The organism is Iodobacter violaceini (genome assembly GCF_011601265.1).
GTDB lineage: Bacteria > Pseudomonadota > Gammaproteobacteria > Burkholderiales > Chitinibacteraceae > Iodobacter > Iodobacter violaceini.
In genome coordinates this window covers 260,971-276,074 of record NZ_JAAOLX010000003.1, presented here as the reverse complement: position 1 = coordinate 276,074, position 15,104 = coordinate 260,971, and the positions used below count along the sequence as shown (strand labels likewise).

Here is a 15,104-nt window from a genome sequence, read left to right as displayed (position 1 = left end):
TATGCATATAGGCATTGTGGGTCCTATATCTTTTGCAGATATTGCTTATTTGCTGCCTGATGCAAGTGAGCAGGCAGCAAAAGAAATGCAGGGCTCTTCCCTGCTGATCAGCCTGATTGATGAGCTGCTTAATCTGGGATATCAGGTTTCTGCCTTTACAACGGAGCCAGGTTTAGATCCAAATGCTGCAGAGTTTGTACTGACAAAGCATGGGCAATTTTCTTTATACCAGGTTCCTTTACGCCGTAAAGGATTCAGATCAGATCGCGGATTACATGGGCGAATGCTGGATTTATTTGCGCTGGAGCGCCGTTGCCTGCTTAAAGCTATTCAGGCCAGCGGTGTGGATATTTTGCATGCTCACTGGACATATGAATTTGCATGGGCGGCACAAAATTCAAATATTCCGGTGCTGATTACTTGCCATGATGCGCCATGGCAAATTTTAAGATTAATGCCTGATCTGTACCGGCTTGGACGATTGCTGATGGCCCACCGTGTTTTAATGCGGGCAAAATATCTTTCAGCTGTTTCTCCATATATTGTGGAAAAAATCAGCTGGATGCATCGTGCAAGCATTGCTGTTATTCCAAACCCATTGCCTGCAGATTTGTTTACGGCGGCTGCCGCAGAAAAAACAGAAATAGTCATCGGCATGATTATTAATAACTGGTCCAGGCTAAAAAATGCGGCCGCAGGAATGGCTGCATTATCAGCGCTTAAAAAAATACGGCCAGATATCGCTATGCATTTATACGGGCCTGGAATGGGGCAGGGAGAAGCCGCCTGGCAATGGGCTGAGCAACATGATTGCCTTGATTCATTTCACTTTTTTGGTGCCCAGCCATATCAGGCCATTAAAGATGCAATTAAAAACTTTACGATTTTACTGCACCCATCACTAGAAGAATCTTTTGGTATGACTTTAGCTGAAGCAATGGCCGTTGGCGTGCCTGTTGTTGCCGGAAAAAATAGCGGGGCAGTGCCTTGGGTTGTTGAAGAGGCCGGCATATTAGCGGATGTGCAAAGTGTGGATGAAATATTAAAGGCACTTAACTATTTATTAAGTGATAAAGAAAAATACCAGTATTGTGCTGATGCAGGGCTGAGAAGGGCAAAGAATTATTTTTCAGTGCAGGCAGTAACAAAACAGTATATAGAGCAATATAAAAAGATAGTGGCCTTTAAATGAAAAATAAACGTGTTCTGCATATTCTCAATGAGCTAAAGCCTTCTGGCGCAGAAACAATGCTCTTGCATGCCGCCCCCTATTGGGCTGATTTGGGCATTGAATGCGACATTCTGGCCACAGGTGAAAATATTGGCAGCTATGCTCCACAATTAAAAAATGCAGGCTACGGTGTTTTTCATATCCATAATAATAAGCGGCCCGGCTTTTTTTTAAAACTGAATCAATTTGTTCGTGATGGAAAGTATGATGTGATTCATCAGCATGCAGAAGGCGCAAGTTATTGGACAATACTTTCGCTATTGACGCTGAAAAAGAAAATAATAAGAACAGTGCACAGTAATTTTATATTTGATGGATTATTACTTCTTAAAAGAAAATTTCAGCGGAAGCACTTAAGCCAGCTAGGCGTTCAGTTTGTGTCAATTTCTGACAGCGTTGCTAAAAATGAGTTTCAGCGATTCGGAATTGAAACGAAGCTGATTTATAATTGGGCCGCTTTAGATTATTTTAAAGTACCCTCGGTACAGGAAAAAAACCTTGCCCGTGCAGCATTTGGCCTGGATGATGATGATATTGTAATGGTCAGTGTCGGTAATTGTGCATATGCAAAAAATCATGAAGCAGTTTTACATGCAATCGCCAGATTATCGTTTGATAAATTAAAATATCTTCATATTGGTCATGAAGCTGAAGACGGAAATGAAAAATTTCTGACAGAAAAACTGGGAATTAATAAAAAAGTGATATTTGCAGGCAGGCAGGACCCTTTAACCGCATTGCACGCTGCTGATTTTTATGTGATGCCCTCCAGGTTTGAAGGGTTTGGAATCGCTGCATTAGAAGCGCTTTCAACTAATTTGCCGTCAGTTTTTAGTGATTGCCCTGGCTTGTCGGATTTTAAATCATTTTTTCCTGATTTGTTATATACAGACGCCTATGCTGAAAACTTACATATTGTGATTGATAAATTTATTAATAACAGAGATATGTATAAATTAAGTGCAGCTGCTTATCATGATATAGCTGCAAAGCACTTTTCTGTAGAAAAAGGGGTTTCAGCTTACTCGGCTCTCTATAAAGCCGTGTAATCGTCTGTTTTATTGAAGTGTATCTTACATAAATGCAGGTGGTCTGATGAAGTATATTTTATTTGCTATCTGTTTATATTTTTTTCAGTCAGCCAGTTTCGCTGGTGCTGAGATGAAAATGTTGCTTGTTCAGGATGCCGAAAGCAAAAATATGAGCATTCCGGCTTGTAATTTTGAGTATCACCAGGAGTGCTCTGTTTATTTTAATGATTTAGATAAATTAATTTCAAATCCATATTTTTTTGAAATGATTATTAAAGAAAATGCTTCGGTTAATATTGAGTTCAGTGAAGGTATTTACCGTTTAAATAAAGCATTAAATATTGTCTGGCCGGCAAAATCTGAGGCTAATTCTTTATCGATTACTGCCTCTGGAAATGTAGTTATTTCTGGCGCACAAAAAATATCAAAATTTTACCCTGTTGATACCCGTGCTGATTCACGCTTCCAAGCCGGGATGGATAAAAAAGTTTTTGCGGCTGTGGTTAAAAATATATTGCCAAATACAGCCCCTGTCCGGGAGAAAGGTTTTGGTTGGCCAACCCGGCCTGTAACAACTGAGCTGTTTATTGATAATAAGCCAATGACACTTGCCCGCTGGCCTGATAAGGGGTTTTCAAAAACTATCCGCTCGCGTCTTATTCCTGCAGCGGATAAAACTCATTTTTCAATTGAGGGGCAAAGACTTTCAAGATGGCTAAAAGAGCCGCTTATGAATGTTTTTGCATACTGGCAATATGACTGGGCGTCTGAAACTTTACCTGTCAAAAAAATTGATATTGTAAACGGCATGATAGAGCTTGGCGGAAAAGGGGCTCTGTATGGAATTATTGGCGGGCAAAGAGTTTTTGTAGAAAATGCAATTTATGAACTGGATAATTACAGCGAATGGTATTTAACCGCAGATACTGGTGTTATTTATTTTATTCCTCCTGAAAATGCCAATCTGGAAAATGTTGAAGTTTCAGTTGCAGAAAATTTATTTACAATTACTAATTCTGGTTTTGTCAGTGTAACAGGTATTAATTTTGAAAAATCAAGGGGCGATGCGGTGGTGTGCGAAGCTTGCTCGCAAGTTATTTTTGACCGGACAACAACCAAATTAACGGGTAATACGGCTTTTGTTTTCAGAAATTCTGTTAAATCGGGTTTGATTAATTCCAAAATTAATGACACAGGAGAAGGTGCTGTGTCTTTGGGGGGGGGGAATCGTCAGACTTTAGAGGCAGGTGGTAATTTTGTTAAAAGCTCGCAGATCAAAAATTTTAACCGTTTTGGGCAATCTTATCGTTATGCGGTATCTCTGGGGGGGGTTGGGCAAATTGTATCTGCCAACTCTATTTCTGAAGGATCGCATTCTGCAATTTTCTTTCTTGGTAATGATCATCTGATCGAGAATAACTATATTTCTGATGTAGTTCTGGATACCAGTGATGCTGGTGCTATTTATACCGGGCAGGATTTAACTTCCAGAGGGACAATCATCAGCAATAATTTTTTCACCCGTATTGGCCCGGTGAATAAGCAGTTTGAGGTAAAAGGGGTATATTTAGATGATCTTGTCAGTGGAATATTTGTTGTAAAAAATACTTTTTTAAATGTTCCACAAGCTGTTTTTATTGGCGGTGGCCGCGACAATATCGTAGAGGATAATTTATTTATCAATAGTGCCCCTCCAATTCATCTGGATGCAAGGGGGCTGGGCAGTAAGCCTACGGCTGAGCAATTAAGGACACTGACTGCAGTCCCTTATAATCAGTCCCCTTATACTGAGCGATATGTTAATTTAAAAAATATATTGCAAGATGAGTTTGGCAAGCCAAAGTATAATGTTGCTAATAGAAATATTGTGCTTGGTTTTGCTAATGCAGATATTTCCCCTGATGCACGCTCAGGTATTGTTATGAGTGAATTTTACAGAGAGAGCGATGTTGTTTTTTTAAATAACAGTATTCTTCAAAACAACAATCCGCTGGATTATATTTTGTCTCCTGTATCTCCTGCTATTAAGAAGGGTTTTTATCAGGGCGACCTCACTTTAATTCCAGGCACATACTGACTCTTTACGTTGAATTTATTGAGATAAATAATGAGTGTTGATGTTATTGCAGTGCTTACCTCTTTTAACAGAAAAGAAAAAACAATTAATTCTTTAGCATTTTTTGAGCGCGCAGCAAAAGCGGCAGGGCTGACATACAGTGCAGTTTTGGTGGATGATGCAAGTACCGATGGCACGGCTCAGGCGATTGAGCAATCCTATAGCTGGGTCAGAGTTATTCGGGGCAGTGGAAATTTATACTGGTGCCGTGGTATGGCTTTAGCCGTCACAGAGGCGGTAAAAGAAGAATTTGAGCATATTTTGTGGCTAAATGATGATACTGATTTAAATGAAAATGCTTTAAAAGTAATGTGTAGTGCAGGTATTGAATTAAAAAATAAATATGGTAACAGTGGAATCATCGTCGGCTGTACAACTTCAGATGGAAGTGATGTTTCATATGGCGGTTTGAAAAGTATCAGCTCATTCAGAAAATTTTCATATCAGAGAGTCTACCAGGAGCACGCATCAATAGAATGCGATGCAATGAATGGCAATGCCGTTTTAATTGCCAGAGCAGATGTGCAAAAAATTGGTAATTTAGATATTAAATATGAGCATGCAATGGGCGATATTGATTATGCTTTAACGGCTAAAAAGCTGGGAATAAAGATTTTTACTGCCCCTGAAATTGTAGGGATATGCGGCCAAAATTCGGATAAGGGCACATCTAAAGACGCATCACTGGGGCTGCTGACACGCTGGGATAAGATGTTAAGCCGGAAAGAGCTGCCTCCAAAATCATGGCTTCATTTTACATTTAAGCATGGCGGTATATTAGCTCCTCTTTATTTTATATGGCCGTATATCAAATTCTGGGGGCAGATTTTTAAATCTTCACCTAAATAAACTGAGTGCTTGTGATTAATCTGTGCAGGGTTTGGAAGGCGGTTAATGGAATTTCTTATAAATAAATGGAAACATTTAAAAACAACTGAAATATTAAATGTAACTGTGATGTTTTTTTCAGTTTTGTTTTTCTATTATTTTTCCCCTTTCTTGTCTGTTTTAGCGGCGTTGTTTTTTTTATCGCTGGTGTTTGAAAGTGATAAGGTCAGAATTTCTATTCTGATATTTATTTTTCTTTCTTTTTATTCAATGATCATCTTTTTTAAACCTGTTTCAGGTGACTGGAATTGGTATACGCAACATTACCGTGCCCTGCTGTCGATCGATTTTTTATCTTATTATGGCCATGCTTACGGGCCTTTTACTATTAAATATACTGAGCCTGTATACTATTTTTTGTCATTTGTTTTATCGAGAGCCAGCGGGGCTAATGTCACTGCATTGGCCCTGGTGATATCAACAATTTTTTATAGTGTGTTTACTTTTTCATTATTTAAATTAAGCAAATACTTCTCTGTTATTTCCTGGCAGCAAAATATTGTAGTGATTGCCGCTGTTCTGCTGAGTGTTACGCCCAGTCTGGTTTTGCACCTTGTTCGCCAGGAAATGGCTTCAGTATTATTGTTTTGTGGCATGGTTTTATTACTGACCAGCAATAAACGTTCTGCAATATTTTTTTTAGTTCTTTCCGTATTCACGCATCAGTCAGCTGCTATTGTATTGGGCATTTTCTCATTGTCTTATTTATTATCCAGGGTTCCATTCAGGAGCAGCTGGCTTTTTGCATTTGTTGTTTCTCTCTTAATGGGCTTGTTTTATGTAAAGTCCGGCTATTTTATCAGCGAGGATAATGCGGGTAAGGGCGATGGTACGGTTAACCCGCTGGTTTATCTCTATGATGCAATTTTATTATTCTCATTCTTATTTTCTGTATACTCGATTAAACTGCAGTCAGTTGTAAAAAGTATTTTTTATATTTTTGTTGCATCTTATATGGGGTTTTTGCTGGGGGTTTCTCCTGAGCCTTTGCCTTTGCTGCGAATGTATTTTTATGTTGAGTGGTTTCGTGCTTTTTTTATTGTCGTTGTGTTAAGCCGTATGGTGTCGTTTATTTATTTTAATGCCCTTTCTGTTTTTATTTTATTACTGGGCGGTTTTTATACTAATTACAGAATTTCATCCTCTGACCTGGGGTTTCCTTTAACTATTTATTCTTTTGTTAACAGGTCCATTCAATCCTGGATGTTTCTTTTTTGATTCTTTGCTTTGTGCGGGGGGCTTTATGTTGTTTTTAACATCCTGGGATGATGGTCATCCCTCAGACCTGCGCCTTGCGGATATGCTGTGTAAATATAATTTAAAGGGTACATTTTTTGTACCGGCTTCCAATAAAGAAGGCCGTGAAGTTTTAGCAAAAGAGCAGCTAAGGCGGCTGAATCAGAATTTTGAAATTGGCGGCCATACGCTTACGCATTGCTATTTAAATGGTTTGGCTGCTGATGTTTTAAAACATGAAATTTGTGCCGGTAAAGCAGCGATTGAAGATGATCTGGGGCATGCCATTAATGGTTTTTGCTATCCGGGTGGCGTTTTTGATTCGCGTACGATTCATGCTGTGAAGGCTGCTGGTTTTGACTATGCCAGAACGGTTGAAAATTTGTGTTTTGATTTAGGCAAATCAGCCTGGCTTATGCCGACTAGTTTCCAGTTTTATCCGCACAGTGCATTTGTATTGGCTAAAAACGCAATAAAATATCCGCGTATATCAAAATTAAATATTGTCAGGATGCGCTGGAGAGAGAAAGAGTTTATGCGTTTTATGGATGCACAGCTTGCTGCCGCTCATCATCATTCTTCTGTTTTTCATCTGTGGGGGCATAGCTGGGAGCTGGATGAGTATGATTTATGGGGCAAACTTGAGTCTTTTTTTAAGCTGACAGAGCATTATCCTATTCAGGCTTTAACTTTATTTGAAGCTCATCAGCTAAAAAGTTAGTGTTTAATCAGCATTATTCATCTTTGCTTTTTCACCATAAAATCATGACAAATAAAAATTTTAATAATGATTTTCCAACGGTCCTCTTTGTACAGAGGCGCTTGCCACACTATCGCGTCCCATTTTTTGAAGCATTAAGGCTTGAGCTATTAAGCAGGGGCTGCAATTTACGTGTACTGCATGGTTTGCCGAATCAGGAAGAGCTGCTTAAGAATGATTCAGGTGTTTTGGCCTGGGCAGAGTCTTTACCTAATCACTATTTTTTGGGTGGAAAAATATGCTGGCAGCCATTTCATCACCAGTTAAATGGGGCTGATTTAGTTATTTGCAGCCATGAAAACAAGCTGGTTTTTAATCTTTTATTTCAGTATTTTTATACGAAAATAAAGTTTGCTTTGCTGGGCCATGGCGCTAATTTGCAAGGAAATGCAAATAGCTTGCGGGAAAAATTTAAACGCCGTGCGGCAAAAAAAGCAGACTGGTGGTTTGCATATACATCGATGAGCCGGCCGCTTATTACCGGGTTTGGCTTTCCTGAAGATAGAATTACCATTATCAATAACTCGATTGATACCCATAAGCTTACTCAGCATATTAATGCGATTGATGATATTCAATCCATAAAAAAAAGATTAGGGCTGTATGGCAGCAGGACAGGTGTTTTTATGGGGTCTTTTTACCATGAAAAGCGCATTGATTTTCTATTGGACGCCCTGGTTTTAATTAAAAAAGAAATTGAAGATTTTGAAATGATTATTGCTGGCGATGGTGTTCAGCGGCATTTAGTTGAAGCCTTTTGTGTCCAATATCCATGGGCAAAATATGTGGGTTTGATGAAAGAGGAGGCAAAAGCTGAAATTTTGGCTGTGGCCGATGTAATGCTGAATCCTGGTTTAATTGGTTTAAGTATTTTAGATTCGTTTGTAGGTGCTGCTCCGGTATTAACCACCGATTGTGGTCTGCATAGCCCTGAATTTGTTTATCTTAATCATGGGGTAAATGGCATTGTTGCCATTAATTCACTGCCAGACTACGTGGGGGCTGTGGTTGATTTGTTGCGCGACAGTAATAAATTAACGGCAATGAAAGCTGCTTGTGTGCAAAGCTCCAGAGAATTTAGTGTAGAGAATATGGCAAAAAACTTTGCTGATGGAATCATGAATTGTCTGCACAAACCGGTTTACAGGAAATTGGATTAATGTTGCGTATTTTGCTTGTTCATAATTCTTATCAGCAAAGAGGAGGGGAGGATTCAGTTGTTGAAAATGAGCTTGCTTTGCTGAGGTCATATGGGCATCAGGCAGAGCTTTATTCCCGGCATAATGATGAATTATCCGGGTTAAGCCGGCTTTCTATTTTTCAACAGGCTGTTTGGTCCGGTAAAACCTACTGCGAATTAAATATTTTACTGCAGCGTTTTAAGCCTGATGTGATTCATGTTCATAACACTTTGTCTTTAATTTCGCCTTCATTGTATTGGGTTGCCGCTAAATTCAAAATTCCCGTAGTGCAAACTCTGCATAACTTCCGTTTATTATGCCCGCAGGCTATGTTTTTACGTAAGGGAAATATCTGTGAGCGCTGTATTGGACGTAATACCTGGCGTAGTGTTATTCACCGTTGTTATCGTTCTTCTTTTTCTCAGTCTGCTGTTGTTTCAGGAATGCTTCATTTGCATCGTGGCATTGGAACATATAAGAAAAATGTAAGCCGTTATATTGCTTTGAATTCATTTTGCAAAAATAAATTTATTGAAGGTGGTTTACCTGCTGAAAAAATACGTGTTAAACCGAATTTTATACCGGACATAAACCCTGCTGCTGTTAAGCGTAATGGATTTTTATTTGTTGGTCGTCTTTCGCCTGAAAAAGGGCTGCATGTTTTAGCCGGCGCTTTTTATCATCAGTTGCATGGCCAGTTAAGTGTAGCTGGCGGAGGGGAAGATTCGTATCTGCTGGCAAAGTATCCGGCGATTAAGCAGCTTGGCATTTTATCCGCCGGGGCTGTTCGCTCTGAAATGCAAAGAAGCATTGCTCTGATTTTGCCAAGCATTTGGTACGAGAATATGCCCATGACTCTGATTGAGGCTTATATGAATGGCCTGCCTGTGATTGCAAGCAGAATTGGTGCTTTGGCAGAGCTGGTCGAAGAGGGGGTGACGGGGCTGTTATTTAATGTTGGTGATTCTGCTGATTTAGCAAAAAAAATGCAGTGGGCAGCTGATCACCCTGATTTGATGCTGGAAATGGGAAACAACGCCAGAAAGAAATACCTGAGTTCTTATAGTGCTGAAGTAAATATTAATTTGCTTCTTGGCATATACAAAGAAGCCATTGCAGACATGAAATCCAGGCATTTACTGCTTCCTGTCTGATATTTTCTAAGAAAATAGGTTTTTTCAGCTAAAATATTGTGTATTAAATGATATTTATATTAATGAAATGCTCTGATGTTATGTTTGATTTTTTTTGCGAGAACGAATGAGAAAGATTTTGATTGTGCATAATATTTATCAGCAAAAAGGAGGTGAAGACTCGGTCGTTGCCAATGAAGCTGCATTGCTCAGAAAATTTGGCAACCAGGTTGAAGTCTATTTACGCCATAATGATGATATTGTTGGGCAATCAAAAATGAGCCTTCTTTCTCAGGCTGTTTATTCCAAAAAATCTTATTCGGATATTAGCGCTAAGATTAAAGAATTTAAGCCTGATATTGTTCATGTTCATAATACTCTTCCTCTGGTTTCTCCTTCTGTTTTTTGGGCGGCGCATCATTCAAAAGTTGCGGTCGTTCAGACTTTGCATAATTTCCGTTTGTTTTGTCCTCAGGCTACTTTTTTACGTAAGGGCAAAATTTGTGAAGATTGTTTAGGAAAAATCCCATGGCGTGGCATTTTGCATCGCTGTTACAGGCAATCATTCACTCAGACGGCTGCGCTGACTGGTGTACTGCTTGCTCATCGTGCGCTGGGCACCTATCGGAAAAAAGTGGATGCATTTATTGCTTTGAATCATTTTAGTAAAACTAAATATATTCAGGGTGGTATGCGTGCGGATAATATTTTTATTAAGCCTAATTTTGCAGAAGACTGGGGATTAACGGCTAAGCCTCGCGATGGTTTTTTATATGTTGGCAGGCTTTCTGTTGAGAAAGGAGCCAGGATTTTTGCCAGTGCTTTTAATCCTGACCAGCATGGTTTTTTAAATATTGTGGGCGATGGCGACGAGCGGATTTATTTAGAAAATATAAATCATCTTTCTTTATTGGGCGCATTATCTCAGCAGGATGTCAGGCTGCTGATGCAATCGTGCCTGGCCTTGGTTTTGCCCAGTATTTGTTATGAAAATATGCCTATGACTCTTGTTGAGGCCTATTCAAGCGGCCTGCCTGTTATTGCCAGCCGCCTTGGATCTCTTTGTCATTTAGTTGAGGATGGGGTAACTGGGTTGTTGTTTAATGCGGGTGATGCCAGTGATCTGGCAGAAAAGATGAGCTGGGCAAAAGCTCACCCTGATGCTATGGCTAAAATGGGACGTAATGCACGCGCAAGGTATTTAGCTGAATATACGCCTGAAAAAAATTATGAAATATTGATGAATATCTATGACGAGGCGTTACTTTCATGTCAGAAGTAGAAATAAATTTTACGTTTGCCAGAAAAACGGTGTCTGTGCTTGGTGCATTTATTGATGTGATTGATTGGGATCTTGCATTACATAAAATTAAAGTTTGGGGCAATAAGCGTGACTCCAGGTATATTTGCATATGCAATGCGCATTCTGTGGTGACGGCAAGCAGCGATATTGATTTTTGTAATGTTATTAAAAATGCGGATATGGCAACATCGGACGGAGCACCGGTTGCCTGGTTAATGAGAAAATTAGGTTACACTCAGCAGCAAAGGATTAACGGTCCTGATTTAATGTGGAAATATTGTGCCGAGGCCAATAAGTCTGCTGACTGGCCTTCTGTTTATTTGTATGGTTCGCGTGAAGAGACTTTAAGCGCTTTGCAGCTGCGATTGACAGAGCAATTTCCTCATTTAAAAATTGCAGGGACTTATTCTCCTCCTTTTCGTGCGTTATTTCCTCAGGAAGAAGTCAATATAATCAAAGAGATTAATGATTCCGGAGCGGGTGTTGTCTGGGTTAGTTTAGGTTGCCCCAAGCAAGAGAAGTGGATGGCCGCGCAGCGTGGAAAAGTGATGGGCGTGATGATTGGCGTGGGGGCCGCTTTTGATTACCACGCGGGGACGGTTGTTCGTGCGCCCCTGTGGATGCAAAATTCAGGTTTAGAATGGCTGCATCGCCTGTGCACAGAGCCGCGGCGCTTGTGGAAACGTTATTTAGTAACAAATACCCTTTTTATTGTTAAAGCGATTGGGCAGCTGATTCATAAAGATTATTAATTGTGGGAGTGTTTTTATAATGAAAATTACCGTTATTGGTTCGGGTTATGTGGGTTTGGTTACAGGAACATGTCTGGCTGAGTATGGCAACGACGTAGTGTGTTTGGATGTGGATGCAAATAAGATTCGGATTTTGCAGGAAGGCGGGGTGCCGATTTTTGAGCCGGGCCTTGAGGAAATGATTAAGCGCAATGTGTCAGCAGGGCGTTTGCGTTTTACCACCGATATTAAAGAATCGGTAGACCACGGTACGATTCAGTTTATTGCTGTTGGTACGCCGCCGGATGAAGATGGCTCGGCAGATTTAAAATATGTAGTGGCCGCAGCGCGGAGCATTGGCCGTTATATGAATGGCTATAAGGTGATTGTGGATAAATCTACCGTGCCGGTTGGGACGGGAGATAAAGTGCGTGCGGCCATTTATGATGAGCTGCAGCAGCGCGGTGAGCAGACCAGTTTTGCGATTGTATCTAATCCGGAGTTTTTGAAAGAAGGCGCTGCGATTGAAGACTTTATGCGCCCAGATCGTATTGTGATTGGTACTGATGATGATACTGCTAAAGATTTAATGAGCTCTTTATACGCGCCATTTGTGCGTAATCATGATCGTATTTTATTTATGGATGTGCGCTCGGCTGAAATGACCAAATATGCAGCCAATGCCATGCTGGCCACGCGTATTTCATTTATGAATGAATTAGCTAATTTATCCGAGGTGATGGGAGCTGATATCGAGCTGGTGCGTAAAGGGATCGGTTCTGATCCGCGCATTGGTTACCACTTTTTATACCCCGGTGTAGGTTACGGCGGTTCTTGTTTTCCTAAAGATGTGCAGGCTTTGCAGCGCACGGCAGAAGAGCACGGCATCAGCCTGAAAGTATTGGATGCGGTAGAGAAAGCCAATCTGGCGCAAAAATCGGTGCTGGTTGATAAAATTGTGAAGCGTTTTGGCAATGATCTTCAAGGCAAGCATTTTGCTTTATGGGGCCTTGCTTTTAAGCCAAATACCGATGATATGCGCGATGCGCCAAGCCGGGTGATTATTGAGTATTTGCTGAATCATGGTGCAACAGTGGCAGCGCATGATCCTGTGTCTATTCATGAAGCGCAGCGTGTGATGCCTGACTGGAAAGGATTAAGCTACGGGGACAGCCCAATGGCAGTATTACCTGGTGCTGATGCCTTAGTGATTGTGACAGAATGGAAAGCGTTCCGCAGCCCTGATTTTACTGAAGTTAAGGCCCAGCTAAAAAACTCATTGGTTTTTGATGGCCGGAATTTATTTGATCCAAAGCGTATGCAAAAAGAAGGCTTTGAGTATTACCCGATTGGCCGTCAGCAAGTAACAATTTAAACTGGCCTTAGTGAAGCCCAATAAAGATTGAGTACAGTTTTATTGGGCTTTTATTTGTCATCATTCTTTGGATCTGCGAAAATAATCCCCGCTGTTATTTAGAATACTCTTTATTAGAGAATACTGTTCAATATAATTTTTCTATTCATTGTTTAATAAAAACAGATATGTATTTTTCGTAATATCACATGTTTTTCAGACAGCTCAATTAAATTTTATGGATCGTTCATGTCAATAACTCCGGTAATTCTTTGTGGTGGGTCGGGTAGTCGTATGTGGCCGCTGTCCCGTGGCGGTTATCCTAAGCAGTTTTTAAAATTGCACGGTGATCAAAGCCTGTTGCAGCAAACTGCAACACGCTTGCAAGGAATGCCGGATGTTGTGGCACCTCTGCTGATCAGTAATCAGGAGCATCGCTTTCTGGTGGCCGAGCAATTGCGTGCCGTGGGCATGGGCGATTCGCGCGTGGTTTTAGAGCCTATGGGCCGTAATACGGCGCCTGCAGTCGCCGCAGCTGCATTGATTGCGCTGGAAGACGATCTGGATGCCATGCTGCTGGTTTTGCCATCGGATCATGTGATTCAGTTTGGCGATGTGTTTCAGGCCCTGGTGGCGCAGGCCGCAACAGTGGCGGCTACGGGCAAACTGGTTACTTTCGGGATTACGCCCACTGAGCCGCAAACCGGTTACGGTTATATCCGCCGTGGTGATCGCTTATCTGGGGATGCCTTTGCCGTTGCTGCCTTTGTAGAAAAACCAAATCTTGAGCGTGCTGCGCAGTTTTTAGCTTCGGGTGATTACTACTGGAACAGCGGCATGTTTATGTTTCGCGCCGATGCCTATGTGCGTGAAATGGCGGCTTATCAGCCTGCAATGCTGGCTGCGGTGCAGTCAGCTGTCACTAAAGGCGTACGCGATTTAGACTTCTTGCGCTTAGATAGCGATGCCTTTGCGGCGTGTGAGTCAGATTCCATCGATTACGCGGTAATGGAAAAAACCGCCCATGCGGCAGTCATTGCCGCAGCAGGCCTGGGTTGGAGCGATATTGGCTCCTGGTCGGCATTGCGTGATGTGACGCCGCAAGATGAAGCGGGTAACAGCGTGCTTGGCGATGTAATGCTGGACCGTGTAAGCGGCTGCTATATCCGCAGCGAAACCCGCATGGTTGCGGCGATCGGGGTGCAGGATCTGGTGATTGTGGAAACCGCCGATGCGGTGCTGGTGGCGCATAAAGACCAGGTTCAGGATGTGAAGAAAATTGTGGAGCGTTTAAATAAAGCAGGCCGCAGCGAATCAGTTACGCATCGCCGCGTGTACCGCCCATGGGGCAGCTACGAAGGCATCGATGCCGGCTCGCGCTTCCAGGTGAAGCGGATTGTGGTGAATCCGGGCGCATCGCTTAGCCTGCAAATGCATTACCACCGTGCCGAGCACTGGATCGTGGTGAAGGGTACGGCCAGGGTGGTGAATGGGGATCAGGAGATTCTCTTGTCAGAAAACCAATCAACGTATATCCCTTTAGGCACAACTCACCGCCTGGAAAACCCGGGCAAGATGCCGCTGGAGCTGATCGAAGTGCAGTCTGGCTCCTATTTGGGTGAAGACGATATCGTGCGTTTTGAAGATGTATATGGCCGCAGCAAATAAGCCTGAAGCGGCCAGCCTGCTGCCGTTTGCTGATTTTTTGCAGGTGGTGGAGCGTGCGCCGCTGATTTCGATTGATCTGGTGGTGTATAACGCCACCGGGCAAGCGCTGCTGGGCTGGCGTAATAATCAGCCCGCCTGTGATCACTGGTTTGTGCCGGGTGGGCGGGTGCAAAAAAATGAAACGCTGGATGCGGCTTTTTTGCGCCTGACACAGGCCGAGCTGGGCGTGGCGCTGGCCCGCTCTGCTGGCGAGTGGCTGGGTGTTTATGAGCATTTTTATGACAGCAACGCCGGTCGGGCAGAGGGCTTTGGCACGCACTACGTTGTGCTTGCTTATAAGCTGCAGCTGAGCGAATCCGATATGGCTCTGCCGCTGGGTGAGCAGCATGCCCGCTACCGCTGGGCTACTCAGGATGAAATTATCCATGACCCCACTGTGCATCTGCATTCCCGCGCATATTTCGAGTAAAAC

At 42.1% G+C, this 15,104-nt stretch carries 13 protein-coding genes; all 13 read left to right on the top strand.

The window, feature by feature from the left end:
• Position 1 precedes the first annotated feature (1 nt).
• The 13 genes from HA050_RS07360 to HA050_RS07300 all read left to right on the top strand — a co-directional run bounded on the left by HA050_RS07360 (position 2) and on the right by HA050_RS07300 (position 15,101).
• The gene (locus HA050_RS07360) at positions 2–1,192 is read left to right on the top strand and encodes a glycosyltransferase family 4 protein (RefSeq protein WP_166824047.1); all 1,191 of its coding nucleotides are present in this window, start codon (positions 2–4) and stop codon (positions 1,190–1,192) included.
• Positions 1,189–2,280 (top strand): glycosyltransferase, encoded by a 1,092-nt coding sequence (locus HA050_RS07355; RefSeq protein ID WP_166824045.1) that lies wholly within the window; start codon positions 1,189–1,191, stop codon positions 2,278–2,280. The genes HA050_RS07360 and HA050_RS07355 overlap by 4 nt, the downstream gene beginning before the upstream one ends.
• A gap of 46 nt (positions 2,281–2,326) precedes the next feature.
• Complete coding sequence (locus HA050_RS07350; RefSeq protein WP_166824043.1) at positions 2,327–4,339, top strand: right-handed parallel beta-helix repeat-containing protein; 2,013 nt, start codon at positions 2,327–2,329, stop codon at positions 4,337–4,339.
• 30 nt (positions 4,340–4,369) lie between these two features.
• Positions 4,370–5,227, top strand: coding sequence for a glycosyltransferase family 2 protein (locus tag HA050_RS07345; protein WP_166824041.1), 858 nt, complete (start codon positions 4,370–4,372; stop codon positions 5,225–5,227).
• A gap of 45 nt (positions 5,228–5,272) precedes the next feature.
• Complete coding sequence (locus tag HA050_RS07340) at positions 5,273–6,484, top strand: EpsG family protein (protein WP_166824038.1); 1,212 nt, start codon at positions 5,273–5,275, stop codon at positions 6,482–6,484.
• Between the two features lie 25 nt (positions 6,485–6,509).
• The gene (locus tag HA050_RS07335) at positions 6,510–7,223 is read left to right on the top strand and encodes a polysaccharide deacetylase family protein (RefSeq protein WP_166824035.1); all 714 of its coding nucleotides are present in this window, start codon (positions 6,510–6,512) and stop codon (positions 7,221–7,223) included.
• Positions 7,223–8,422: a glycosyltransferase family 4 protein gene (locus HA050_RS22460; RefSeq protein ID WP_166824032.1), complete on the top strand. Its 1,200-nt coding sequence runs from the start codon at positions 7,223–7,225 to the stop codon at positions 8,420–8,422. Before HA050_RS07335 ends, HA050_RS22460 begins: the two co-directional genes overlap by 1 nt.
• A complete protein-coding gene (locus HA050_RS07325) occupies positions 8,422–9,597 on the top strand; it encodes a glycosyltransferase (RefSeq protein ID WP_166824029.1) in 1,176 nt (391 codons plus the stop codon). Before HA050_RS22460 ends, HA050_RS07325 begins: the two co-directional genes overlap by 1 nt.
• Positions 9,598–9,703: 106 nt before the next feature.
• Entirely contained in the window at positions 9,704–10,858 is a 1,155-nt protein-coding gene (locus HA050_RS07320) for a glycosyltransferase family 4 protein (RefSeq protein WP_166824026.1), read from the top strand.
• Positions 10,846–11,631, top strand: coding sequence for a WecB/TagA/CpsF family glycosyltransferase (locus HA050_RS07315; RefSeq protein WP_166824023.1), 786 nt, complete (start codon positions 10,846–10,848; stop codon positions 11,629–11,631). Before HA050_RS07320 ends, HA050_RS07315 begins: the two co-directional genes overlap by 13 nt.
• Before the next feature lie 19 nt (positions 11,632–11,650).
• Entirely contained in the window at positions 11,651–12,985 is a 1,335-nt protein-coding gene (locus HA050_RS07310; RefSeq protein ID WP_166824020.1) for a UDP-glucose dehydrogenase family protein, read from the top strand.
• 228 nt (positions 12,986–13,213) lie between these two features.
• Positions 13,214–14,632, top strand: coding sequence for a mannose-1-phosphate guanylyltransferase/mannose-6-phosphate isomerase (locus HA050_RS07305; RefSeq protein WP_166824017.1), 1,419 nt, complete (start codon positions 13,214–13,216; stop codon positions 14,630–14,632).
• Positions 14,616–15,101 carry a GDP-mannose mannosyl hydrolase gene (locus HA050_RS07300; protein ID WP_166824014.1) on the top strand — a complete coding sequence of 162 codons (486 nt, stop codon included), beginning with the start codon at positions 14,616–14,618 and terminating at the stop codon, positions 15,099–15,101. The genes HA050_RS07305 and HA050_RS07300 overlap by 17 nt, the downstream gene beginning before the upstream one ends.
• Positions 15,102–15,104 lie beyond the last annotated feature (3 nt).